This is a genomic window from Bacillus salacetis (assembly GCF_003581585.1).
Taxonomy (GTDB): Bacteria; Bacillota; Bacilli; order Bacillales; family Bacillaceae_B; genus Rossellomorea; species Rossellomorea salacetis.
This window is the reverse complement of record NZ_QXIR01000005.1, coordinates 148,853-173,966: the sequence shown is the minus strand read 5'-3', so window position 1 is coordinate 173,966 and position 25,114 is coordinate 148,853. Positions and strand designations below refer to the sequence as shown.

The window sequence follows — 25,114 nt, the reverse complement described above, 5'->3', positions numbered from 1 at the left end:
TAAACGGGAAAAATCCAGTACCTGGGATTTATCCCAAAGCAACAATTTACGGAAAACAGGCTATTGTAAATTCAAAAAGAGATTAAGTCCCTTAACGGGGTTCCAACTTACTTTAATGCCGGACATTGATTTATTAATCTGTTCACAATACCAGTGTTACAATCCCCCATGAGTCAAGGAACCTTTAAGGGCAGCCAAAGAAAAAAGACGAAATCGTTTGCGATTTCGTCCACCAGATTATCTTATTCAACAGGTTCCTTGGAGACCTGCAGCCGCACCTCGAAGAGCACCTCGAAGAGCTGACTAATCTTCTGCCACCTCCAGGATGATCATATCAGAGCCGATGGTACGGATATGATGCCACGGCACTCTGATCTCGCTGTTTTGCTTGCGCATCCATTTACCGGTTGGGATGACCAGGGCGTTGATCTGCCCTGTCCTCTCATTGAACTCCAGGTCAGTCTGGCCGAGTACACCCAGTCTTTCTGCTTTTTTGAAATCGACTATTTCTTTGCCGCTCAGTTCACTAAGACGCATACAAATCCTCCGCTCATGGTTAATATGGAATATTGGCATTTCAGCCCACAGCTGAATGTATCTTTATAATTAATGTATATAGTACTTTTCCATTTTAGAAGCAGAGATTAACAAATCACCTGTGAAAGTTTGATATTTATTTGTGAAATGTTGTTTTTGGACAATCTTTGAACAACAGAGGCCATTCTTTCTTTTCTTACAAAACGGGTTTTTTTGGAATCGTTGTGTACCAATTTTTAAAACTGGAACAGTTCCGAAAAAGGGGAAATGAAAAAAGCTTCAGACCAGCGGTCCGAAGCTTCTTTTTACGAATTACGGATATTTTCCGGCATTTTCCCGTCAGGACTGATTAAAGCTGCGGAAAAATCATTACTGAAAATTTCCTTGCCAAGATTGTTAACCCTGTCAATTGTCACCCCATCAATTTCGTCGACGATTTCATCGAGAGAGCGGTGTTTTTTCAATAACAACTCGTTTTTGCCATTACGGCTCATCCTGCTGTTGGTGCTTTCCAGGCTGAGCATAAGATTCCCTTTGAGCTGTTCTTTACTATTTGCCAGTTCTTTGGAAGATATCCCGTCTGCCTTGAGGACTTCAAGGGTAGACTGAATGGTGTCATACAACTGGTTCAATTGCCTGGCTCCCGTTCCGCCGTATATTGTAAGCATTCCACTGTCCTCATATGCAGAATGATAAGAGAAAACGGAATAAGCCAATCCCCTTTGTTCCCTGACTTCCTGGAATAAACGGGATGACATGCTTCCACCCAGTACGTTATTTAAAACGATCAAGCTGTAGATTTCATCATGACCGATCTGCAATCCAGGATAACCAAGGCATAAATGAGCCTGTTCCGTCTCTTTTTTTCTGGACACCTTGTCATGGTGAAAAGAAGGGCTCGCATGCTGTTCATGGCCTTTTCCACCTTCAAACTGACCAAACAGCTTTTCTACCTTCTTAATGAATGATTCATCTACATTTCCCGCTACGGATACGACTACTTCATCCGGTGTGTACATGTCATGCATGTAGTCTCTTAACGTTTGGCCGTTGAAAGTATCCAGAGTTTCTTCAGTCCCCAGAATAGGATAGCCTAAAGGATGATTTTCATATACCGCTTTGCTCAGTACATCGTGCACAATGTCATCCGGGGTGTCTTCGTACATCTTAATCTCTTCGTAAACCACATTCTTTTCCTTCTTTAATTCTTCCTCATCAAACGCTGAATTAAAGAACATGTCGGCCAAGGTTTCCAATGCATACTGTGCATGGTTATCAAGAACCTTAGCATAATAGCATGTGTATTCTTTTGATGTAAAAGCATTTACCTGGCCTCCGATACTGTCGAAGGATTCAGCTATTTCACGGGCACTCTTTGTTTCTGTTCCTTTGAAAAACATATGTTCCAGGAAATGTGAAATACCGTTATTTTCTTTGTTCTCATGACGCGATCCAGTTCCGATCCATATCCCAATTGCGACTGAACGGACAGTCGGAATTTCTTCCAGAACTATTCTCAGGCCGTTTGAGCATGTATATTTTTTAATCAAAAAAATTCCTCCTGTTCATGTTGTCAACATCTACTAGTCCTTATCATTACTTTTTCCTTTTAGGAGAGAATTATTTCCTTTTTCGATAATTCTTTCTTCCTTCAGTAAACTAGAGACTGTTCCAATCCTTAAGTCATCTTTTTTTATAGCAGCAATAAGTGCAGGCAAAGCAGATGAAGTTGATGCGGTCGGATGCATTAAGATGAGTGCTCCTTTGTGGAGTTTTGACGTCACCCTCTCTACTATGACACTTGGTGCCGGTTTTTGCCAGTCAATAGTATCGACGCTCCATAAAATTGTTTTCATTTTGTACTCACCCGCAATTTTGACGACTTCATCATTGAAGCCCCCGCTGGGCGGTCCAAATAATTTTACTCTCTTCCCTGTTGTCGCTTCAATGATATCGTTTGTCTTCAGGATTTCCTCCCTGATTCTCTCCCCTGTTAGTGTCTCCATCTTCGGATGTGAATAGGAGTGGTTCCCGATTTCATGGCCGGAATCCGCAATCATTTTGGCCAGTTCAGGGTTCTCCTTGACCCACCTGCCTTCTAAAAAGAAAGTGGCATAAACCTGATGCTTTTTCAGGGTGGCCAGCATATCCGGTATGTATTCATTTCCCCAAGCTACGTTAATGATCAACGAAGCCATTGGTTTTTCCGGGTTGCCTCGGTATATTGGCATCGGCGGCAGGTCTGACAAGTGAATATCTGGTGATACTTGATCAAAAACGATTCTCTCCCTGTCAAAGATCCCTTCGTCCTTCATTTTCTCATATGAACTCTTAATGTCCACCTTTAACCCATTATATCCGGGTGTTCCTTTCCAAACAGGATCATTCTTAGCATCTATTGGAGGAACTTCGAGGTTTTCAGCTTCTTTCTTTATAACAGCCTCCAGCTTTTCAGGCTTGGCTGCAACTGTAACGGTTTTTCCCTTCAGGCTTAATACATATTGTGAAGTCATGGGATTGCTGACTGTCATGACAGCAGCAACAACACAGATGGTCATCCCGGTCAGTACCTTAAGGTTCATCCTTAACCCACCCTTTCTTATCCCTACCATCTTATGATGCGGCTGGACAAGGTAGAACCCGGGAAAAATAGATGGCAGTCCTTTTTCAGCTATGGCCGTTCCTTCCTGAAAGCCAACAAAGATCAAGAAAAAAGAAGCCATGCTGACTTCCAGCTGGCTCCTTTTTCTTGTCTGTCTTATCCTTTATTTTTGAGCCTGCTCTTCTTTTTCGCGCTGCTCTTTCAATACTGCTTTACGAGAAAGATTCACACGGCCCTGTCTATCGATTTCAGTCACTTTTACCAGCAGTTCATCGCCGATGCTGACTACATCTTCAACTTTACCGATTCTTTCCTCAGCTAATTCGGAAATATGGACAAGGCCATCTTTTCCATTGAAGATTTCAACAAAAGCACCGAACTTTTCAATACGTTTTACTTTACCAAGGTACATCTGGCCGACTTCCACTTCACGGACAATATCCTCGATGATCTTTTTGGCTTTCTTGATCATCTCTTCATCAGTGGAAGAAATAAATACTGTGCCATCTTGCTCTATGTCAATCTTCACGCCGGTTTCTTCAATGATCTTGTTGATTTGTTTACCGCTCGGTCCAATGACATCCCTGATTTTATCAGGATTAATAGTCATTGTAACAATCTTTGGTGCATATTGAGACAATTGCTCACGGGATTCCGAAATGGTCGAAAGCATGCTGTCCAGGATATGCATACGGCCGCTCTTAGCCTGTTGCAGTGCTTCTTCAAGGATATTCCTTGAAAGTCCTTCGATTTTGATATCCATTTGCAGTGCTGTTACACCTTTAGCTGTTCCAGCAACTTTAAAGTCCATGTCGCCAAGGTGATCTTCCATTCCTTGAATATCAGTAAGGATCGAATAATGCTCACCAGACTGGATCAGACCCATTGCGATACCTGCGACAGGAGCTTTGATCGGCACGCCCGCATCCATCATTGCCAGGGTACTTGCACATATACTTGCCTGAGAAGTTGAACCATTGGATTCCAATACTTCTGATACCAGGCGGATTGTATAAGGGAAATCCTTCTCATTAGGAATGATGGGTTCAAGCGCTCTTTCACCTAGTGCACCATGTCCGATTTCGCGGCGTCCAGGTCCGCGGATAGGACCGGTTTCACCTACACTGAATAACGGGAAGTTATAGTGATGCATGAATCGTTTGGACTCTTCAAGCCCTAATCCGTCCAACACTTGGACATCGCCAAGGGCGCCAAGTGTACAAATGCTCAATGCCTGGGTTTGGCCGCGTGTGAACAATCCGGAACCATGGGTTCTTGGAAGCAGTCCAACCTGTGATGCAAGCGGACGGATTTCGTCCAGGCCGCGTCCATCCGGACGGACTTTGTCCTCAGTGATCAAACGGCGGACTTCTCCTTTGACAAGCTTGTCCAGTACCTGCTTGACCTGCTTAATCTGGTCATCTTCTGCTTCCTTTTCTTCAAATTTAGCAATGACCTCATCTTTTACCTTCTTGATTGCATTCTCACGCGCGTGTTTTTCCTGCACTTGAATCGCTTTGATCATATCTTCTTCGCACAGTCCACGAACTTCAGCCTCTATATCCTGGTCGATCTGATATAGCTCGACTTCCATCTTTTCTTTACCGACTTGAGCAGCAATTTCCTCCTGGAAGGAGATCAGCCTCTTGATTTCTTCATGTCCGAACATGATTGCTTCAAGCATTGTTTCTTCAGGTACTTCATCGGCACCTGCTTCAACCATGTTGATTGCGTCTTTTGTACCGGCAACAATCAAGTTGATTTCACTTTTTTCCAGCTGTTCAACATTTGGGTTGATGATGAATTCGCCTTCAACCAAACCGACCTGGACACCTGCAATCGGCCCTTCAAAAGGAATGTCAGAAACCGTCAATGCAAGGGAAGACCCGAACATTGCAGCCATTTCGGATGAACAATCCTGATCGACACTCATGACCATGCTGATGACCTGGACTTCATTCCTGAATCCGTCAGCGAACAAAGGACGGATCGGACGATCGATCAAGCGGCTGGCCAAAATGGCTCTTTCACTTGGACGTCCTTCACGTTTGATGAAACCTCCAGGTATCTTGCCTACTGCGTACAAACGTTCTTCATAGTTGACAGTCAACGGGAAGAAGTCAAGCGGCTTTGGTTGTTTTGATGCTGTAGCTGAACTCAATACAGCCGTATCACCATAGCGGATTAACACCGCACCATTTGCCTGCTTTGCCAGCTGACCGTATTCTACTGTTAACTTCCTGCCTGCCCAATCTATGGAAAACTCTCTTGTTTCTTGTTCCATAATGAACCCCTTCCTTTACTTCTCAATTAAGAGTATTCGGTTTCTCTCATACCCTTGAAGCTGATATATACATTTAATTGAAATAAGCGACTTTTATATGTATTTTGACTAGCTCTGCAAAGGAATATTCCCTAAAGTGGCCCTTTCCAGAATTATAAAGTCAACGGCACCGCCCTGGAACATGCCCGCCAGCGGAAAAATCCGCAAACTTTCAAATGGGATTGAAAGTCAACAATCAAAAATGAAAAAGCAAACGCTTTTTGCTGCTTCATTCTTGATTGTTTGATTAGCAGTATGTCCCTTGGGCCGCATACCTTAAACCTAAATAAAAAGCGGGAATAAATCCCGCTTCTGAGTCACTTATCGGCGTAAACCTAGTTTGTTGATCAAATCACGGTAGCGCGCAACATCTTTATTACGTAGGTACGTTAAAAGATTACGACGGCGTCCTACCATTTTCAAAAGACCGCGACGAGAGTGGTGGTCTTTCTTATGAGTACGCAAATGGTCGTTCAAAGTATTAATTTCTTCCGTAAGGATAGCAATTTGAACTTCTGCAGAACCAGTATCGTTCTCGTGAGTTTTGAACTCGTTGATTAGTTCGTTTTTACGTGTTTGTGTGATAGCCATCCATTTCACCTCCTAATATCTTTTCAAAATCCCCTGAGACCCAGCAAACGTTGGTGAATCGTGCTGCCAAGTAAAGGTTCATTGTCATACGTTAATTAGAATACTACTTTTTTAAAATTAAATCAAGTCTAAACAAATATTTTTTGAAAGTATTCAATAGCCTGATGTTTATCTTTTTCAATCTGGGCTATTAATTGCTCGATCCCATTGAACTTCTGCTCAGACCTGATATATTTATGCCATTCAACCTTCACTTCTTCACCGTAAATGGAAGAATCATAATTAAAAATATGAACCTCAATGGACAGTGCCTTATCATCAGGATTATTGAAAGTCGGTTTGTAGCCAAGATTAGCCACGCCGTTATGCCATTTGTTCTGGACATATATCCTCACAGCATAGACACCGATTTTCGGAATGATGTAATCATCAGACAGTTCAATATTGGCTGTCGGGAAGCCGATTTTCCTGCCCCTCTTGTCACCGTGTATTACAGTCCCTGATGTGGTATAAAAGCGGCCCAGGAGCCTTTCAGCTTTTGAAGCTGCCCCTTCACTAAGGGACTGCCTTATTGCACTCGAACTGATCTTTTCTTCACTCTCCGCGAGCTTTTTCACCGTAGTATGGTTAAACTCATTTCTGGAATGGAACGGAAGTGTTTCCATATTGCCTTTTCCAAGCTTTCCATATGTAAAATCAAAGCCTGCTGATACATGTTTGACATTCAAATTGATGATATATTGGTCCACATATTCCTGAGGAAGCAAATTTGCAAAATCTGAAGTGAATCGGACAATGAATAAGTAATCCACTTTAAGATTTTCAATCAGTTCAATTTTGTCCTGAAGCGGTGTTATATACCGGACGTGTTTATGCTTTTGTCCCAATACCACGGATGGATGGGGGTCAAATGTCATGACAGCGCTCTTCAAGCTGCGTTTCTCCGCTTCTGATACAGCTGTTCCAATCACTCTTTGGTGGCCTTTATGCACTCCGTCAAAATAACCCAGTGCCATGGAAAGAGGAGGGAAATCCTCAGGGCTGAATGTGTGGGGATGATGCACCGTAATAACCTTCATGTTATCTCACCTATTTCCGCTAATCATTAAACAGTACTTTCACAGGCTTAATGATGCCTTGTTTCTCTGGATGGGCCTGATAAATCGCCAGTGTCTTTCCTTCATGGTTCATAGCTACCTGATCCCCCGGCCACTCCTTCGGCATATCGAGCACTGCACCGTTCTTTACCTTCATAGCTAATGTATCACTTATATCCCATTTGGGCAAATGAGAGATACCCGTTTCTATAGGGTATAATGTCTCGGCGACTTGCTCCGTTTCAATGAGTCCTTCCAGTTCTTCGAAGGTGATACAGTCCTTTTCTTCAAATGCCGCAGAGCGGATCCTTTTCAGCTCTGACATGTGCGCAGGATAACCCATTTTTTCTCCCATTTCGACTGCGAGTGTTCTAATGTAAGTCCCTTTGCTGCATGAAACACGAAATTTGAAGCTGATAGTTTCTCCTTCAAAGATTTCCCGGTCATCAAGAAGTTCGATATCATGTATTATCACCTTCCTGCTGGGACGTTCTATCGTTTTCCCTTCTCTGGCATACTCATATAAGCGTTTGCCGTTCACCTTTACTGCTGAGAACATCGGGGGGGTCTGAGTGATTTCCCCTTTAAAAGTGGCCAGCATGTCCGAGATCTGCTTCCGGGTATACGATTCCGCAACCCCCGTCTCTTCGACTGTCTCTCCCCAGGCATCTTCAGTGGTGGTTGACCTGCCGATCGTTACTTCCCCCTCATAGGCTTTTCCGCCATTCGTGATATATTCAGCAACTTTGGTTGCCCTGCCGATACAGAGGGGAAGGACACCGGTCACTTCTGGATCAAGTGTACCTGTATGTCCCACCTTTTTGGTCCTCAGCAGTTTCCTGACCTTGAATACACAATCATGGGATGTCATCCCTCTTGGCTTCCATAGTGGCAGAATGCCATTCATGTTTAGTCCCTGCCTTTCTTTCTATAATTAGGTTCTTGAAAGACTTGTTTTTAAAATGTTTCACCAAAATGCACCGCTTAATAATAGTTAATTTTAATTTAAGATGATGAAAATACAGATGAAGCAATGATTTCCGCTCCAGGTGCGCGACTCCGCGGGGCGGACAGGTGAGCCTCCTCCGCTGCGCCGGCGGGGTCTCACCTGTCCCGCTAATCCCTCAGGAGGTCTCACACCTTCCGCTCCAATCAATGTGGAAGAGCTACTGGTTTCAATATTTACTCTCAATGAAAAAGGCTGACCCAATCTCTTGGTCAGCCTTTGTTCATGTATGAAGAAAGCTTCTGAATTCCAGCTGGAAAGATCAGTCTTGCTTTTCTTCAGGGTCATCTTGAATCTTTTTCAGCAATGACTCGATCCGGTTACCATAATCAATCGATTCATCAAATTCAAAAATGAGTTCAGGTGTTTTGCGCAAACGAACCCTCTGTCCGATTTCCGAACGAATAAATCCTTTAGCTTTTGCAAGTCCCTTCAATGTATCTTCTCTCTGCTCTTCATCACCCAGAACAGTGATATATACTTTGGCTTGCTGCAGATCGCCTGATACTTCTACATCAGTCACTGTCACAAAGCCGACTCTAGGGTCTTTGATTTTTCGTCCGATAATATCGCTGAGCTCCTTTTTCATCTGCTCGCCAACACGGTTAGAACGATGGCTCATCAATATCACCTCTTAACTTCCTTGTGGATACCTCTGAAGCTTGTTGAACTAAAGAAGTTCGTGAACTGTTTCGCCTCTTTCCCATTCAGGGAAAGAGTCAGTAAGCTTCAAAGCACTGTCAATGACAGATTTGGCGGATTGACTTGAAGATGAGACAGTGACAAGGGCTATCCTTGTCCGCTGCCATACATCTTGATGGTCAATTTCTGATACCGCCACATTGTATTTCTGCTTCAGCCGGGTCAATACCCGCTGAAGCACAGCTCTTTTGTCCTTAAGAGAATGAGAATCATGAATGATAAACTCACATTCCACATAAGCAATCATTATCTTTTGATTTCCTCCATCACGAACGCTTCAATGATATCTCCTTCTTTGATATCGTTGAAATTCTTGATTGTGATACCACACTCATAGTTGGTAGCAACTTCTTTCACATCATCTTTAAAGCGTTTCAAAACATCGAGTTCACCTTCATAGATGACAACTCCATCACGAATCACACGAACACCGCTGTCACGTGTGATTTTCCCGTCTGTTACATAGCTTCCCGCAATTGTCCCGACTTTAGACACTTTAAATGTTTGGCGCACCTCTGCCTGGCCGATGATCTTCTCTTCAAACTCTGGATCAAGCATGCCTTTCATGGCAGATTCGATTTCTTCGATGACATTATAAATTATGCGGTGAAGGCGGATTTCCACACCTTCTGCTTCAGCAGCACGTTTAGCATTGACATCAGGTCTGACATTGAAACCGATGACGATAGCATTTGAAGCAGCGGCAAGTGTGATGTCTGACTCATTCAATGCCCCGACACCTGTGTGGATGATTTTCACATTTACACCTTCCACTTCAATCTTTTGAAGTGAAGCAGCCAATGCTTCCACAGACCCCTGAACATCTGCTTTCATAACGATATTCAAGTCTTTCATTTCGCCTTGTTTCATCTGTTCGAATAAATTTTCAAGGCTGACGCGGGATTTTTCTCCACGCTGTGCCTGAAGAGCCTGCTGTGCTCGAGTTTCTCCAACAGAGCGGGCAGTCTTTTCATCCTCAAATACAACGAATCTGTCGCCTGCTTGAGGAACATCATTTAACCCTGTAATTTCGACAGGGGTTGAAGGGCCTGCCTCCTTGACTCTGCGTCCCAGATCATTGACCATGGCACGGACTCGCCCGAAAGTAGTTCCGACTACAATCGGATCACCGACTTTCAATGTACCATTCTGAACAAGGAGGGTTGCAACTGAACCGCGCCCTTTATCCAGCTCTGCCTCGATGACAGTACCTTGTGCCAGACGGTTTGGATTAGCCTTCAGCTCTTCCACTTCACTTACAAGCAGAATCATTTCAAGAAGGTCATCGATTCCTTCACCTTTGAGTGCAGACAGCGGTACGAAGATCGTATCTCCGCCCCACGCTTCCGGAACAAGCTGATACTCGGTAAGTTCCTGCATGACACGGTCAGGATTTGCTGCTTCTTTATCCATTTTGTTAACAGCAATGATGATCGGCACCTCTGCTGCTTTAGCATGGTTGATTGCTTCAACGGTCTGAGGCATGACACCATCATCAGCGGCAACTACGATAATCGCAATATCCGTCACCTGCGCTCCTCGTGCACGCATCGTTGTAAACGCAGCATGTCCCGGTGTATCAAGGAATGTGATTTTCTTATCGTTTTCGACAATCTGATAGGCACCGATGTGCTGTGTAATACCGCCAGCTTCACCTTCAGTCACTTTTGTGTTCCTGATGGAATCAAGCAGGGTTGTTTTACCATGGTCAACGTGACCCATTATCGTCACAACAGAAGGACGTTCAACTTGATCTGCTTCTTCATCTTCCGTGAAATATACTTCCAAATCGGATTTATCGACAAGGATTTCTTCCTCAACTTCCACTCCATACTCAGCGGCAACAAGTTCAATCGCTTCTTTTTCAAGCTCCTGGTTAATAGTCGCCATAACACCAAGCATGAACAGCTTCTTGATGATTTCTGAAGGTTCACGGTGAAGCTTCCTGCCCAATTCAGCGACGGTCAAAGACTCAGAGAAAGTGATCTTTTCAGGAAGCTCTTTTTCCTTCTTCTTCTGTGGCTGATTATTGGACTGTTGATTTCTGTTGTTCTTGTTTGATTTGTTATTGTTGTTGGGCCTATTGTTGCTTTTACCTTTTTTATTATTATTAAACCCTTTTTTCTGCTGGTTCTGCTGGTTTTGCTGTGCAGGCTTCTTACCGTCGCGGTTTTTCGGTGCTGAAGTGTCCGCCTTTTCATTCTTTGGCGCTTTGTCCGCAGAATTGCCGGCATTGCCGCCATAAGATTTATCCAGCTTCTTAACGGTGTCGTCTTCTAGTGTTGCCATATGATTTGATACCTCAATATTCATTTCTTTTAATTTTGAAATAACGTCTTTACTTGAAACGTTATGTTTCTTCGCGTATTCGTATACACGTACTTTGCTCATATGTTCACCCCCATTGAGATTCATCGAGCAGCTCGGAAATCTTCGCTGCAAAACCGGCATCCAATACTGCAATAGTCACCCGGGCTTCTTTGCCGATTGCTTGTCCGAGAACACCTCTGTCTGCCACTTGATAAACAGGAACATTGTAGTAACTGCATTTATCAGTGATTTTCTTTCTGGTGTTTTCAGATGCATCACGTGCCATAATGACGACCTTTGCCTTATTGCTGCGGATTTCCTTAATGACAAGCTCTTCGCCTGAAATCACCTTGCGTGCCCGATTTGCCAATCCTAGCAGAGACATCCATCGATTTTGCTGATTCATATAATCGAGAACTACTCCTTTTCCACTAACGAAAAGAGTTCATCATAAATTGACTCATCCACTTTCGCCTGGAGTTGATTGGCTATTGCATTTTTCTTTTTTGCTGTCAGGATGGCATCTTCCGTTTTAGAAAGGTATGCCCCTCTCCCTGATTTTTTACCAGTCTGGTCGACGGATACTTCGCCTTCCTTGGACCGCACAATTCTTATCATTTCTTTTTTGGGCTTCATTTCCCCGGTGGCCAAGCATTTTCTTAAAGGGATTTTCTTCTTCGCACTCATAGCTTATCACCTTATTCCAGATCTTCTGAAGGATTATCTTCATAGTCATCTTCATCATTCACCGGAAGAAGAGGTTCATCTGCCCTTGGATAGATGCCCAGTTCACGTGCATCTGTTTCACTTTTGATATCGATCTTCCAGCCTGTCAGCTTTGCTGCAAGGCGTGCATTCTGCCCTCTTTTTCCAATGGCGAGCGACAATTGATAATCCGGTACGACAACTGTGGTTGCTTTTGCTCCTTCATCGACCTGAACATCAAGCACTTTGGAAGGACTTAAAGCATTAGCAACAAACGTTACAGGATCTTCCGACCAGTGGACGATGTCGATTTTCTCACCTTTTAGTTCGTTCACGATTGCCTGGACGCGGGCACCTCTTGTCCCTACACAAGCACCAACAGGATCGATCTCTTCATTGGCGGCAGCTACCGAAATCTTTGAGCGGTCGCCTGCTTCCCTGGCTACCGACTTAATTTCAACTGTGCCATCGAAGATTTCCGGCACTTCAATCTCGAACAATCTTTTTAGAAGCCCGGGATGGGTTCTTGATACGAAAATCTGAGGACCCTTGGTGGTCTTTTCGACCTTCGTAATAAATACTTTAATCCTGTCATGCGGTTTATAGGATTCATTCGGCATTTGCTCGTTCACCGGAAGGAGTGCCTCAATTTTGCCCAGGGCAACATATATGAAGCGGCCGTCCTGTCTTTGGACAATGCCGGTCATGATGTCTTCTTCTCTGTCCGCAAATTCAGAATAAATGATTCCGCGTTCTGCTTCCCTGACACGCTGGGTGACAACCTGCTTTGCTGTCTGTGCAGCGATTCTGCCAAAGTCTTTTGGAGTGACTTCAAGTTCCACAACATCGCCCGTGTCATATCCCGGATTGATTTCTTTTGCGTCATCCAGGGAAATTTCCAAGCGGGAATCAAAGACTTCATCCACGATCTCTTTTCTGGCGAATACCCGCATGGACCCTGTTTCCAGGTTCAGGTCAACCCTTACGTTCTGCGCCTGGTTAAAGTTTCGCTTATACGCAGAAACGAGCGCTGCCTCAATCGCTTCAATAATTACATCTCTAGAGATGCCTTTTTCTTTTTCAAGTACATTTAGAGCTTCAAGTAATTGAGAACTCATTGTTATGTCATCCCCCTTCTAGTAAAGGCCCTTCCGTCTTATGAAAAAGTGACAGCCAGGCGGGCCTTAGCTACTTTTTCCATCGGAATGTCTACCTGTTTTCTCCTAGTCTTAATTGTCATTTCTATTGATAAAGAGTTTCCATCATAAGACAGAAGCTTCCCTTCAATCGTTTTTTCGCCATTGATAGGTTCATATGTTTTCACATGGACCGTCTTGCCGACCGCTTTCTCGAAGTCCCGTTCCTTTTTAAGCGGGCGTTCTGCACCCGGTGAAGAAACTTCAAGAAAATAATTATGGGTGATCGGATCGAGTTCATCCAGCTTTTCACTCAGCCGTTCGCTGACAATCCCGCATTCCTCAATATCGACTCCTGTTTCTTTGTCGACAAATACACGCAGGAACCAGTTGGAGCCTTCCTTAACATATTCAACATCTACCAATTCAAGTGACATGTCATCTAAAATCGGTGTCACGAGTTCATCTACGAGTTCAGTGATTTTACTCATACATACCTCCTGGATTATAAAAGAAATCTTGGACCAGGAATAATCATTCCCAGCTAATAAAATATCGGACCGCCTAGTAATATAGACAGGCAGCATTACAGAACCAGCCGTAATCCCTGTCTATCGCATGAACTCCCGTTAGTCTGGTACAAGCCTGAAATAACTTGAAAGATATTTTATCATTCCTGCTGCAAGATGACTTTCGGCTTGAGGGATGAAAGGCAGAGCAAGATTCGTTTCTGTTAAAGATGAACAAATAGAATCCAGTCAAGCAAAAATCCCTAATCAACAAACGAAAGAGTGGGGGCGCCCCACTCTTTCCTTCAGAGTTATCATTAGTATTTCCAATAAAAATATACCATAACCAACATTTTTTTGCAAATATAACCCTTGACAGCCTGCCTCCTGATCAGAATAAGGACAGCTGGTTTTGGTCAGGGAGCGCATCAAGGCACCCGTGATTCGTCAAATACTCGATGATGGTTTTTGACACCCTGCCTCTCTGCTGTAGATCTTCTTTGGAGAGGAACTCTCCTTCTTTCCTTGCATTCACGATATTGATGGCAGCATTTGTTCCCAGTCCCGGAATAGCATTGAAAGGAGGAATGAGGGAGTCGCCATCGATGATGAATTCGGTAGCAGATGAACGATATAAGTCTACTTTTTGGAGTTTGTAGCCTCTTTCGCACATCTCCAATGCGAGTTCAAGTACTGTCAATGTATTTTTCTCTTTTGGGGAAGCATCGAGCCCCTTGTGATTGATGTCTTCTATCTTAGCCCTGATTGCCTGGCTTCCCCTTACCATCGCTTCGATATCAAAATCTTCAGCTCGTACAGTAAAGTAGGCAGAATAGTAAAGCAATGCATGATGGACTTTGAAATACGCAATTCTTACAGCCATCAATACGTAAGCGGCGGCATGGGCTTTCGGGAACATGTATTTGATTTTCTTGCACGAATCTACATACCATCCTGGAACTCCATTCTTGGCCATTTCTTCTTCCCACTCAGGCTGCAGTCCTTTTCCTTTTCGGACGAACTCCATGATTTTAAAGGCTAAAGAAGGCTCTAGCCCCTGGTAAATCAAGTAAACCATAATATCGTCACGGCAACCGATCACTTCACTCAAGTTACAGATATTGTTATGGATCAGTTCCTGGGCATTCCCAAGCCATACATCCGTGCCATGTGAAAGCCCGGAAATCTGTACTAGTTCAGAAAATGTGGTCGGCTTTGTATCCTCGAGCATCTGCCTTACAAACCGGGTTCCAAACTCAGGGATTCCAAGGGTGCCTGTCTTGCACATGATCTGCTCTTCCGTCACACCAAGCGATTCTGTTCCGCTGAAGATTTTCATTACTTCAGGGTCATCTGTAGGAATCGTTTTAGGGTCGATTCCAGATAGGTCTTGAAGCATACGGATAACTGTTGGATCATCGTGGCCAAGGATATCCAGTTTCAAAAGGTTATCATGTATGGAATGAAAGTCAAAGTGAGTCGTTTTCCACTCTGAGTTCTTATCATCCGCCGGAAATTGGATAGGCGAAAAATCAAATATATCCATATAATCCGGAACAACAATGATCCCCCCGGGATGCTGCCCGGTCGTTCTCTTTACCCCTGTACAGCCCTGGGCCAGCCTGTCTACTTCGGCTCCCCTGATTTGAAGGTTATTATCGGAGGCATAGCCCTTTACATATCCAAATGCCGTTTTATCAGCAACAGTACCAATTGTACCTGCACGGTATACGTTGTCCTCTCCAAACAATACCTTTGTATAATCATGGGCTTGAGGCTGATATTCTCCAGAGAAGTTCAAATCAATATCCGGAACTTTGTCCCCTTTGAACCCAAGGAAGGTTTCAAACGGAATATCATGTCCATCTTTCTTGAAAACTGTGCCACATTCAGGACAGTTTTTGTTGGGAAGGTCGAAACCTGAACCGACCGACCCGTCATCAAAGAACTCGGAATGTTTACACTCAGGACAGACATAATGAGGAGGGAGCGGATTTACTTCCGTTATTTCCGTCATTGTCGCCACTAAAGATGAACCAACTGATCCACGTGACCCCACCAGATACCCGTCGCTCAGAGATTTCTTAACAAGCTTTGCTGAGATCAGGTAGATGACCGCAAATCCATGGCCGATGATGCTCTTTAATTCTTTTTCAAGCCTTGCCTCAACGATTTCAGGAAGTTCATCACCATAGATGCTTTTCGCCATTGCGTAACTCATTCGGCGCATTTCTTCGTCGGCACCTTCGATTTTAGGTGTATAGAGGTCATCTTTTATGGGCTTGATCTCTTCTATTAAATCGGCAATCTTGTTTGAGTTCGTTACCACAATTTCTTTAGCTTTTTCTTTCCCGAGGAAAGAGAAGCAATCGAGCATCTCATTTGTTGTCCTGAAATGAACATCCGGCAGTTTATGACGATTGAGCGGGTTAGCACCGCCTTGAGATCCTACAAGGATTTCCCGATGGATTTTATCTGTTGGGTTTATATAGTGGACGTTACCCGTTGCTACAACAGGAAGGTCCAATTTCTCACCCATTTTCACTATATTGCTGATGATTTCTTCAAGATTCTGTTCTGTCTGGATCAAATCCAATTCAATCAAATGCTGATATACCTCTTTTGGATGTACCTCCAGATAATCATAGAAGCGTGCCAATTCCTCAACTTCCGCGGGGGCCTTCTGCATCATTCCTTCAAATACCTCGCCTTTATCACAGCCAGAACCGACCAGGATACCGCCGCGGTATTTTTGAAGCAATGACCTTGGGATACGAGGCACACGGAAGAAGTAATTAAGATGCGAAACAGTGACAAGCTTGAACAAGTTCTTAAGACCTTCCTCGGTTTGGGCAAGCAGCGTTACATGAGAAGGGCGGGAGCGTTTATAAGCATCGCCTTTCCCCATGTAATCATTGAATTGGTCATGATAAAGAATTCCCTTTTCGTTGGCATCCTTCAGCATTTTAAGCAGCAGGTAGCCGGTTGCTTCTGCATCATAGATGGCCCTGTGATGCTGAGTAAGTTCTACATCAAACTTCTTGGCAAGAGTGTTCAAGCGGTGATTCTTCATCTCAGGGTATAGCAGCCTTGCAAGTTCGAGTGTATCTATGACAGGATTTACTGCTTTTTCAAAACCTGCCTTTCCATAGCCGACATTAAGGAATCCCATATCAAAAGAAGCATTATGAGCAACTAGAACGGAATCCCCTGCCCATTCCCTGAACGATCTCAGTGCTTCTTCCACCTCCGGGGCATCCTGCACCATGTCATCTGTGATACCTGTCAGGTCGATGGTAGTGGCTGATAAGGGATGATGGGGGTTGGCGAACGATTCGAATCTGTCGATGATTTCCCCCTCATGAATCTTTACCGCGGCCAATTCAATGATCGTGTTATACATTGCTGACAGGCCTGTGGTCTCCACATCAAATACTACATAAGTATCTTCTTCGAGATTTCGATGGGCGTCGTTATAGGCAATCGGCACACCGTCATCCACAAGGTTTGCTTCAAGTCCATACAAAATTTTAATGCCATGTTTTTTACTGGCATTAAATGCCTCTGGGAACGACTGGACTACGGCATGATCTGTTATGGCCACTGCTTTATGTCCCCATTTACTAGCTTGTCCAACCAAATCGGCTACTGAAGACACGGCATCCATCTGGCTCATCGGTGTATGGAGGTGAAGTTCCACCCTTTTCTCATCTTCTGGAGCAGTGTCCTTCCGCAGTACAGGCGTGATTTCATTGACATCATTGGCAATCATGACCAGGTCCCTTACAAAGGTGTCATTCTGAATGCTTCCCCTGCATCGTACCCACATTCCTTTTTTCAATCTTCCCATCACGGCTGCATCTTCTTTATCACGAGAAAACATTTTGACCATGATCGAACTTGTATAATCGGTGATTTTAAAGGTCAGTAAAGTCCGCCCGCTGCGGAGTTCCTTGGTTTCGGCAGCAAAGACGTAACCTTCCAAGGCTATTCTTCTTTCTTCATCATATATTTGTTCGATCTTCCTGAATTCTGCATCATCCTTAATGGTCAGGCCGATACTGACTGGACCTGAAGGAGCTGCATCCTGATTGTTTTCACTCGCCTGTTTCTGCATCTCGATGACCGCCTGTTTCGCCCTCTCCTCATCCTCCAGCCTTTTTGCTTCCAGGAATTTCTGATAATCATCATTCCCGCTTTCTGACTGCTTTACTTCAGCGTCAATTGTATAAGCAGGAAATCCATAGTTCTGAAAGACAGAGGAAATAAAACCCGAATACTTTCTCTTAAGGGCGGTAGCTTCCGTTTCATTGGAAGTTTGAACCACAATTCTATTGCCTTTGATTGTCGGCACCTGCTGGTTCAACAGCGCTAGAAGAGGGGGGGAAATACCATCTATTTCTTTGATGCATTCACTCCAATATTCAAGTAGTTCCTCCTGTGTGTGAGAATCATCCAGCAGTTTAATAGAAAACTGAACTTTGGCTATATGTTGGAACGCTTGATGAAGCCTCACAGAAAATGCATTCCACACTTGGCATGGCACCAGTTTTTCAAGTGTAAAATGAAAATGCCATTTCTTTTCCTGGCGATCTACCAGAAGCTTATCAATCTGTGCTGATTGAAAATGCTTCACTACGGCATCTTCGGTCAACCCCAGCTGCATAAGCAGGACTTGGAATCTTTCTTTTTTACCGGCGGGATTGTCTCGCAAATCAATTCTCCCCCAATCTTTTTTTCTTTCTCTATTTAAGAATATTGCTGCCCGTTGTAAAGGTCACAATTTCACTTTCACTATTTGAACCGTCTGGATCCCCAGCGGCCGGCTCCTGGCGGGTTTTGGTCTTTTTCCCTGCAATAAGTCAACATCAGCTCACTGCGCTTACCGGGTTTACTCCGTTTCATGCCGGAACCCCAATCCGTAAGCCCCTTAACTGCGGCTTTCGCATTAAACTCAATCCAGCTCAACATCCCCAACGCCTGGCAGATTTCGGTTTTTCTCCTTCCGAATCCAGTTCCAAGGCCCAACTGCTAGCAGACTTCCAGACTCCTCCTTACGATTGGTCAACATCAACTCACTTCGTTTTGTTGTGTTTCCTTTATCTCATGCGGAGCCAGTCCAGTCTGTACGCAGTTGACCGGACCTTTCCACTTTTTAATGATAAGTCATCATCGAATCGCTTTCGCTCTTCGTGATTCCTATATCTCATGCGAAAGCCCTCCAATCTGTACGGCGCTGAACGGGGCCGTTCCGCTTTATATAGAACAACAGGGGCTGACCACATGATCAGACCCTGTTGTCTTCAGGAATTCTACGAATTACTTACTATCTTATCATAAAATCCTTATTTATTGATTGCGAAATAATTCCTGCAGTCTTGCTGCGAGTTCATCTTTATGGACTTCGATGACGTCGCCTGTTTTTCTAACTTTCACTTCCACGATACCTTCTGAAGCTTTCTTGCCTACTGTCACCCTGAAAGGCAGTCCGATAAGATCGGAATCAGTGAATTTAACTCCCGGACGCTCCTGGCGGTCATCAAGCAGGACGTCGAAACGCTGATCCTTCAGCTCTTTATAAAGCTGATCCGCCAGCTCTCTTTGCTCATCATTCTTGATGTTGACAGGAATGATGTGCAGATCAAAAGGCGTCAGGCTTGCCGGCCATTGCAGCCCGCTTTCGTCACTATACTGTTCAGCTACCGCTGCAAGAGTACGGGAAACACCAATTCCATAGCAGCCCATAATCATCGATTGAGCCCTGCCATTTTCATCGAGGTACTGCGCACCCATAGCATCACTGTATCTTGTTCCTAATTTAAAGACGTGCCCTACCTCGATTCCCTTGGCAAATTGAATTGTCCCTTCACCATCAGGGGACGGGTCGCCTTCCTGAATGAATCTTAAATCGGCAAATTGATCCACTTTGAAGTCTCTCTCGATATTTACATTCGTATAATGTAACCCTTCTTGATTAGCGCCACACACTGCATTAATAAGATATTTTATTGCTTCATCCGCTATGATCTTCACACCAGCTTTACTATTTACTGGTCCAATCGAGCCAAATGGAGCATCCAATATTTCCTTTGTTTCTTCAGCAGTCGCCAATTCAACAACTGAAGCATCAAGGAGATTTTTGACCTTGATATCATTTACTTCGTGGTCACCGCGTACAATGACAAGCACAAATTCTTCATCCGCTTTGAACAAGAGCGACTTGATACACTTATCTTTTCCAGTCTGTAAATGGCTGCTGACCTCTTCAATGGTCTTCTTCCCTGGAGTTTCAACCTTCTCTAAGTCTTTCTTTGCTTCCGTTGACTCTTTATACTTTGTAACAACTGGCGCCATCTCAATGTTTGCCGCATACTGGGAGGTATCAGAGTAGGCAATCGTGTCTTCCCCAATATCAGAAAGGACCATGAATTCATGAGTATCCTTTCCTCCCATTGCTCCCGAATCAGCAATGACAGCCCTGAAATTCAACCCGCAACGGCGGAAAACATTCTGGTATGCTTGAAAAATCTTTTCATACGTTTCATCCAGGCTTTCGTAAGAAGAGTGGAAGGAGTATGCATCCTTCATAATGAACTCCCTGCCCCTCAAGAGCCCAAAGCGCGGCCGTTTCTCATCACGGAATTTGGTCTGAATCTGGAACAATGTCAATGGCAGCTTTTTATAAGATTTGATTTCATCGCGCACAAGGGACGTGATAACCTCTTCGTGAGTCGCCCCCAAAGCAAAGTTCCGGTTATGTCTATCTTCCAATCTCATCAATTCCGGTCCATATGTATTCCATCTTCCTGATTCCTGCCATAATTCTGCTTGCTGCAATGCAGGCATTAATAATTCGGCTCCGCCTGCATTCACCATTTCTTCACGTATTATCTCTTCGACTTTCTGAAGGACTTTTCGTCCAAGCGGAAGAAAACTGTAAATTCCGCTGGCATTTTGTCTGATAAAACCTGCCCTCAATAACTGCTGGTGACTCTTCACGTCCGCATCTGCAGGGACTTCCCTTAAAGTCGGGATCAGCGTCATACTTTGTTTCATATCCTACCACCTCATTTATTATTTGGTTGGTGCACTGTTCGTTAAAGAATTGGTGTAACCATGCACAAAATTTTAAAAAGAAAAGAGAACGAACAGGTTCATTCTCTCTTCTTGCTCTTTAACAATTCCTACAGGAAGAACCTCTGTATATCATTCCAGGTAACTACCAGCATCAATACCATGAGAAGAGCGAACCCGATGAAATGGACCATACCTTCTTTCTGGCGGTCGACCGGTTTTCCCCTTACAGCTTCCACTGCAAAAAACATCAACCTCCCCCCGTCCAGGGCAGGTATCGGAAGCAGGTTCATTATTCCCAAGTTGATGCTGAGAATGGCGCCCCACCTCATCAGGTAATAAATACCCGATTGGGCAACAATATCAGTTGATTGATAAATGCCGACAGGGCCTGATAAAGCATCAATTGAGAACTGTCCTGTGACCAGTTTGCCAAGCATGACGAATATCAACTTAGTCCATTCATACGTTTGTTCGAAACCATTGCTGATCACTTTCAAAGGGGATTTTTCAACCGGGCTGTGAACCCCGATGATGCCGATTTCCTGATCCTCGATCACCTGCGGCTTCGGAGTGACGGACACTTCTTCCGTGTTACCGTTTCTGTCTACTGTAAACAACAGCTGGTCGCCAGGATGCTTTTGAATGATGGCAACGATGTCTTCCCAAGTGGAAATTTCGTTGCCATCTATGCTCACCACTTCATCTCCCTGCTGCAAACCGGCTTCCCGCGCCGCACCGTCTTCGGTGAGCTTTCCAAGCAGAGGTTCATTTACCGGAACACCTTGCAGTAACCCGACCAATAAAAAGATGACAAATGCAAGGATAAAGTTGAAAAGCGGTCCTGCAAAAATAGCCATTGCTCTTTGGCCAAGTGTTTTTGAAGCGAATTGGCGGTCCCATGGAGCAACCTGGGTTTCGACTCCATCCTCGATGATTACAGCATCTCTGCTGATCGGGAAAGTCTTTGTCTCTTCCTCCCCGTCTTCAAAGCCCTTTATGAAAAGGTTATGTTCTAGATCGCTTTCTTCTACTTCCAATACCCGCAGGTTTGGATATTTGTCCTTGTTATTCAGAATGATCTTTTGAATGGTTTCATCTTCATTCAGGACCAATCCTACCCGGTAGCCAGGCTTAATATCCACCATCTCCGGATCTTCGCCCGCCATACGTACAAACCCTCCAAGCGGGAGCAGGCGGATTGTATAGGTCGTTTCCGATTTTTTATAAGAAAATACTTTCGGACCGAAACCGATTGCAAATTCCCGGCACATGATTCCCGCCCTCTTTGCAAAGATTAAATGCCCTAACTCATGGAAGAAAACAAGTGCGCCAAAAATCACAATAAAGGCTATCACTGTCTGCAAATAAAAAACCACCTTTGTAATGATATATAGATGAAATCATTGTGAAACAAAATAATGCCATTTCTCAGTAATGCCTTTTTGAAACAGACCGGAACAATGAGTCTGTCTTTGCTTTATTCAGGGCTCACTGCTCCAAGTATAAAATGCTTAATTGAAGCTGACTTTCTTAATGAAATTCCTCGTTTCTGAGTCAATGAGTTTGATTGTATCCAGATCAGGCTGCTTAATCAACTCATGCTTTTCGAGGGCTTTTTCTATCAAAGCCTCGATCTGCAAGAAAGAAATTTCCCCATTCAGAAACCTTGATACAGCTGCTTCATTTGCAGCATTCAGCACAGCCGGCAGTGAACCTCCTGCCTCCCCTGCTTCAAATGCATATTTTAAACATCGAAACCGTTCAAAATCCATATCCTCAAAGTGAAGCTTTCCAATCTCGGCCAAATTCAATCTTCCAGCCTTTGGCCTTTCGAGCCGTTCAGGATAAGTAAGCGCATATTGGATCGGCACCCTCATATCAGGTGTGCCAAGTTGTGCCATTACTGAACTGTCATGGAATTCAACCATGGAATGGATAATACTTTCTCTATGCAATAAGACTTTGATACCCTCAAACGGAATGTTGAATAACCAATGAGCCTCAATGACTTCCAGCCCTTTATTCATCATGGTGGCTGAATCGATTGTAATCTTGGCTCCCATGGACCAATTCGGGTGGTTAAGAGCATCTTTCACTGTGACGCCTTCCAGTTCTGATCTGGCCCGGTCCCTGAAACTGCCCCCGGAAGCCGTGATGATAAGGGATTCTATATCCTTCTGGTTTTCTCCCTGGAGACATTGGAAAATGGCTGAATGCTCGCTATCAACAGGCAAGAGATCCACACCATGTTTCTTGGCGGCTTCCATGACTATATGGCCTGCAGTAACAAGGGTTTCCTTGTTTGCAATCGCAATGGTTTTCCCCGCCTCTATTGCCTGGAGTGTCGGATACAGTCCGACACTCCCGAGAACGGCATTGACTAATATATCTGCATCCTGATGGCAGGCAACTTCAAGCAGCCCTTCTTCACCCCATACAATTTTTGTTCCTGATGGCACCTCATTTCTCAAAGAAAGGGCATCTTCCTTCAATTGAACGGAAACCAATTGAGGCTGGAATTCCGTAATAATCTTTTTTGTTTCGGCAATGTTCCTGCCCGCCGAAATCGCTGTAAGTTTAAACTGTTCCTTATTTTCCTTGATAACATCCAGGGTCTGTAATCCGATGGATCCTGTTGCACCCATTAAACTGATTTTCTTCATTATCATCACCCCTGCAAATTGCCATTCTGGTCTGTGTTGAATCCCTGCATCATTGTTCTAAAGCACATTTAAGAAATGAAGAAGGGGAAGTACGAATAACAAACTATCGAATCGATCAAGAATACCACCATGGCCCGGCAGCAGTTGACCTGAATCCTTAACATCATAATGCCGTTTTAAGGCTGATTCCACTAAATCGCCTATTTGTCCGAAAACAGATAAAACCGCAGATACGATCAATAACTTGGGTATTGAAATATCAACATCTGCAACAAAGGTGAAGATGATGGCAACGATCATTGCACATACCACTCCGCCTATAGAGCCTTCGATGGTTTTGTTAGGGCTGATATCAGGCCACAGCTTTCTCTTTCCATAGGCCCGTCCAATAAAATAAGCCCCTGAATCCGTTGCCCAAATCAAGAACAGCGAATAAAAGACAAACTGGACTCCGGCTTCCGCATTCCTTGTTTCGATAAAATAGTAAAACCCTATTCCAACATATAAAGTCGCAAGGATGGAAAACGCAACATCATCGAACGAAAACCGATTCTTTGCTGCCACAGTATAGGTCAAGAACAACAGGACCGCTAACAGGGCAAGTTCAATTTTGCTATAACCGATATCCTCTATAACATCAATATATTGATCAGGAAGTAAAAAAATCCATAAAAGTGCAATAGAAATGAATCCTGGTATTGATACTAATTTCAGGTTCCTCATTTTCAGCGCTTCATACAAGCCGATTGTGGCTATCAAGTATGTCAATATAAGGAAGGGAGTGCCCCCAAACAGGACGATTGGCAAAAACACCGCCGCTGCTACAACACCGGTAAGTATTCTTTGTTTCATTCTAATTCCTCGCTTTGTATACCGCCGAACCTTCTGGATCTTCCCTGATAAGTCTCTATGGCTTCGAGCAGATGTTCCTCCTGAAAATCAGGCCAAAGCACCGGCGTAAACCAGAATTCTGTGTAGGCGAGCTGCCATAACATGAAATTACTCAAGCGGATTTCACCGCTTGTCCGTATCAACAAGTCGGGGTCTGAAAGGTCCTTGGTCATTAAATAATTTGAAAATGTTTCTTCATTTAATTGATTTTTATCTATTATACCATTGCTGACATCATTTAAGACATCTTTGACAGCTTCGATGATTTCAAAACGGCTTCCGTAATTCAAAGCAAAGTTCAAAATCAGTCCATCATTATGCTCTGTTTCCTTCATTGCTTTTTTAATTGCATTTGCTGTATGTGCTGGCAGTTTGTCCTCGTAGCCCATCATTGTAACTTTAACGTTCTCTTCAATGAGTTCAGGCAGGAAGGTACCGAGAAACTCCTCGGGAAGCTTCATCAGATAATCCACTTCCAATTTGGGTCTTTTCCAATTTTCTGTAGAGAAAGCATATAAAGTCAGCGTCTTGACTCCAAGTGAATTTGCCATTCTTGTGATTTTACGCACTACTTTCATGCCTTCATGATGGCCAGCAATCCTTGGGAGAGCCCTCTTCTTTGCCCACCTGCCATTGCCATCCATGATTATTGCGATATGATTAGGGATTCGATGCTTTAAGACTTCATGAAATTTTTCGTCAAACTCTGTCTTATCCTTTTGACTTTTCCATAATTTCATTTTATTTAACATAATTGATCCTCCACAAAACATTAGTATCAATTTCATTTCTATGATGTTTTAGACAGACCTATCCCTTAGCATGGCCTGTTTCGCCAGTTCAAACAACTATGAAATTGATTCGAAATACTTTTTTCCCTACTATCATATCAAAAATATGTATATTTATCTTTAAAAAACAGGAAATACTCTGTTCCATTGGAGTTATGTATTTAATTCAAAATA

The 25,114-nt window shown here is 43.8% G+C and carries 21 protein-coding genes; all 21 read right to left on the bottom strand.

All coding sequences use genetic code 11. From position 1 onward, the window contains the following. Positions 1 to 303: 303 nt before the first annotated feature. On the bottom strand, positions 304 to 537 hold the full coding sequence (locus D3H55_RS05995) for a YlmC/YmxH family sporulation protein (protein ID WP_119546004.1): 234 nt from the start codon (positions 535 to 537) through the stop codon (positions 304 to 306). 305 nt (positions 538 to 842) lie between these two features. Then, positions 843 to 2,087, bottom strand: a complete 1,245-nt coding sequence (locus D3H55_RS05990) for a M16 family metallopeptidase (protein WP_119546003.1) — start codon at positions 2,085 to 2,087, stop codon at positions 843 to 845. 33 nt (positions 2,088 to 2,120) lie between these two features. Beyond that, positions 2,121 to 3,119, bottom strand: a complete 999-nt coding sequence (locus D3H55_RS05985) for a polysaccharide deacetylase family protein (protein ID WP_119546016.1) — start codon at positions 3,117 to 3,119, stop codon at positions 2,121 to 2,123. A 183-nt stretch (positions 3,120 to 3,302) separates the two neighbouring features. Further along, a complete protein-coding gene (gene pnp, locus D3H55_RS05980; protein WP_119546002.1) occupies positions 3,303 to 5,423 on the bottom strand; it encodes a polyribonucleotide nucleotidyltransferase in 2,121 nt (706 codons plus the stop codon). A 360-nt stretch (positions 5,424 to 5,783) separates the two neighbouring features. Next, entirely contained in the window at positions 5,784 to 6,053 is a 270-nt protein-coding gene (rpsO, locus tag D3H55_RS05975; protein WP_006837488.1) for a 30S ribosomal protein S15, read from the bottom strand. A gap of 128 nt (positions 6,054 to 6,181) precedes the next feature. Then, positions 6,182 to 7,132: a bifunctional riboflavin kinase/FAD synthetase gene (gene ribF, locus D3H55_RS05970; protein WP_119546001.1), complete on the bottom strand. Its 951-nt coding sequence runs from the start codon at positions 7,130 to 7,132 to the stop codon at positions 6,182 to 6,184. A 19-nt stretch (positions 7,133 to 7,151) separates the two neighbouring features. Next, the gene (gene truB / locus D3H55_RS05965) at positions 7,152 to 8,057 is read right to left on the bottom strand and encodes a tRNA pseudouridine(55) synthase TruB (RefSeq protein WP_119546000.1); all 906 of its coding nucleotides are present in this window, start codon (positions 8,055 to 8,057) and stop codon (positions 7,152 to 7,154) included. 361 nt (positions 8,058 to 8,418) lie between these two features. Then, positions 8,419 to 8,778: a 30S ribosome-binding factor RbfA gene (rbfA, locus tag D3H55_RS05955; protein WP_119545998.1), complete on the bottom strand. Its 360-nt coding sequence runs from the start codon at positions 8,776 to 8,778 to the stop codon at positions 8,419 to 8,421. Between the two features lie 48 nt (positions 8,779 to 8,826). Further along, positions 8,827 to 9,105, bottom strand: coding sequence for a DUF503 domain-containing protein (locus D3H55_RS05950; protein ID WP_119545997.1), 279 nt, complete (start codon positions 9,103 to 9,105; stop codon positions 8,827 to 8,829). Continuing rightward, positions 9,105 to 11,249, bottom strand: coding sequence for a translation initiation factor IF-2 (gene infB, locus D3H55_RS05945; RefSeq protein ID WP_119545996.1), 2,145 nt, complete (start codon positions 11,247 to 11,249; stop codon positions 9,105 to 9,107). The genes D3H55_RS05950 and infB overlap by 1 nt, the downstream gene beginning before the upstream one ends. 4 nt (positions 11,250 to 11,253) lie before the next feature. After that, a complete protein-coding gene (locus D3H55_RS05940) occupies positions 11,254 to 11,574 on the bottom strand; it encodes a YlxQ family RNA-binding protein (RefSeq protein ID WP_119545995.1) in 321 nt (106 codons plus the stop codon). An 11-nt stretch (positions 11,575 to 11,585) separates the two neighbouring features. Beyond that, a complete protein-coding gene (gene rnpM, locus D3H55_RS05935; RefSeq protein ID WP_119545994.1) occupies positions 11,586 to 11,855 on the bottom strand; it encodes an RNase P modulator RnpM in 270 nt (89 codons plus the stop codon). A gap of 11 nt (positions 11,856 to 11,866) precedes the next feature. Then, the gene (nusA, locus tag D3H55_RS05930) at positions 11,867 to 12,991 is read right to left on the bottom strand and encodes a transcription termination factor NusA (protein WP_119545993.1); all 1,125 of its coding nucleotides are present in this window, start codon (positions 12,989 to 12,991) and stop codon (positions 11,867 to 11,869) included. Positions 12,992 to 13,029: 38 nt separating this feature from the next. Next, entirely contained in the window at positions 13,030 to 13,500 is a 471-nt protein-coding gene (gene rimP / locus D3H55_RS05925) for a ribosome maturation factor RimP (protein ID WP_119545992.1), read from the bottom strand. A gap of 409 nt (positions 13,501 to 13,909) precedes the next feature. Beyond that, positions 13,910 to 18,232 (bottom strand): PolC-type DNA polymerase III, encoded by a 4,323-nt coding sequence (locus tag D3H55_RS05920; protein WP_119545991.1) that lies wholly within the window; start codon positions 18,230 to 18,232, stop codon positions 13,910 to 13,912. A gap of 80 nt (positions 18,233 to 18,312) precedes the next feature. Further along, positions 18,313 to 18,546: a hypothetical protein gene (locus tag D3H55_RS24050; RefSeq protein WP_119545990.1), complete on the bottom strand. Its 234-nt coding sequence runs from the start codon at positions 18,544 to 18,546 to the stop codon at positions 18,313 to 18,315. A gap of 321 nt (positions 18,547 to 18,867) precedes the next feature. Further along, positions 18,868 to 20,574 carry a proline--tRNA ligase gene (locus tag D3H55_RS05910; protein ID WP_119545989.1) on the bottom strand — a complete coding sequence of 569 codons (1,707 nt, stop codon included), beginning with the start codon at positions 20,572 to 20,574 and terminating at the stop codon, positions 18,868 to 18,870. Between the two features lie 128 nt (positions 20,575 to 20,702). Continuing rightward, entirely contained in the window at positions 20,703 to 21,959 is a 1,257-nt protein-coding gene (gene rseP, locus D3H55_RS05905) for an RIP metalloprotease RseP (protein WP_119545988.1), read from the bottom strand. Positions 21,960 to 22,106: 147 nt separating this feature from the next. After that, a complete protein-coding gene (locus D3H55_RS05900) occupies positions 22,107 to 23,258 on the bottom strand; it encodes a 1-deoxy-D-xylulose-5-phosphate reductoisomerase (protein WP_119545987.1) in 1,152 nt (383 codons plus the stop codon). Positions 23,259 to 23,315: 57 nt separating this feature from the next. Next, positions 23,316 to 24,110, bottom strand: coding sequence for a phosphatidate cytidylyltransferase (locus D3H55_RS05895; RefSeq protein ID WP_119545986.1), 795 nt, complete (start codon positions 24,108 to 24,110; stop codon positions 23,316 to 23,318). Continuing rightward, complete coding sequence (gene uppS, locus D3H55_RS05890; RefSeq protein WP_119545985.1) at positions 24,107 to 24,901, bottom strand: undecaprenyl pyrophosphate synthase; 795 nt, start codon at positions 24,899 to 24,901, stop codon at positions 24,107 to 24,109. Before uppS ends, D3H55_RS05895 begins: the two co-directional genes overlap by 4 nt. Positions 24,902 to 25,114 lie beyond the last annotated feature (213 nt).

Excerpts from the sequence above, each read along its gene's own strand:
- D3H55_RS05995 (WP_119546004.1), bottom strand. The coding sequence starts at position 537 with ATGCGTCTTAGTGAACTGAGCGGCAAAGAAATAGTCGATTTCAAAAAA.
- D3H55_RS05985 (WP_119546016.1), bottom strand. The coding sequence starts at position 3,119 with ATGAACCTTAAGGTACTGACCGGGATGACCATCTGTGTTGTTGCTGCT.
- pnp (WP_119546002.1), bottom strand. The coding sequence starts at position 5,423 with ATGGAACAAGAAACAAGAGAGTTTTCCATAGATTGGGCAGGCAGGAAG.
- rpsO (WP_006837488.1), bottom strand. The coding sequence starts at position 6,053 with ATGGCTATCACACAAACACGTAAAAACGAACTAATCAACGAGTTCAAA.
- ribF (WP_119546001.1), bottom strand. The coding sequence starts at position 7,132 with ATGAAGGTTATTACGGTGCATCATCCCCACACATTCAGCCCTGAGGAT.
- truB (WP_119546000.1), bottom strand. The coding sequence starts at position 8,057 with ATGAATGGCATTCTGCCACTATGGAAGCCAAGAGGGATGACATCCCAT.
- rbfA (WP_119545998.1), bottom strand. The coding sequence starts at position 8,778 with ATGAGCCATCGTTCTAACCGTGTTGGCGAGCAGATGAAAAAGGAGCTC.
- D3H55_RS05950 (WP_119545997.1), bottom strand. The coding sequence starts at position 9,105 with ATGATTGCTTATGTGGAATGTGAGTTTATCATTCATGATTCTCATTCT.
- infB (WP_119545996.1), bottom strand. The coding sequence starts at position 11,249 with ATGAGCAAAGTACGTGTATACGAATACGCGAAGAAACATAACGTTTCA.
- D3H55_RS05940 (WP_119545995.1), bottom strand. The coding sequence starts at position 11,574 with ATGAATCAGCAAAATCGATGGATGTCTCTGCTAGGATTGGCAAATCGG.
- rnpM (WP_119545994.1), bottom strand. The coding sequence starts at position 11,855 with ATGAGTGCGAAGAAGAAAATCCCTTTAAGAAAATGCTTGGCCACCGGG.
- nusA (WP_119545993.1), bottom strand. The coding sequence starts at position 12,991 with ATGAGTTCTCAATTACTTGAAGCTCTAAATGTACTTGAAAAAGAAAAA.
- rimP (WP_119545992.1), bottom strand. The coding sequence starts at position 13,500 with ATGAGTAAAATCACTGAACTCGTAGATGAACTCGTGACACCGATTTTA.
- D3H55_RS05910 (WP_119545989.1), bottom strand. The coding sequence starts at position 20,574 with ATGAAACAAAGTATGACGCTGATCCCGACTTTAAGGGAAGTCCCTGCA.
- D3H55_RS05900 (WP_119545987.1), bottom strand. The coding sequence starts at position 23,258 with ATGAAGAAAATCAGTTTAATGGGTGCAACAGGATCCATCGGATTACAG.
- D3H55_RS05895 (WP_119545986.1), bottom strand. The coding sequence starts at position 24,110 with ATGAAACAAAGAATACTTACCGGTGTTGTAGCAGCGGCGGTGTTTTTG.
- uppS (WP_119545985.1), bottom strand. The coding sequence starts at position 24,901 with ATGTTAAATAAAATGAAATTATGGAAAAGTCAAAAGGATAAGACAGAG.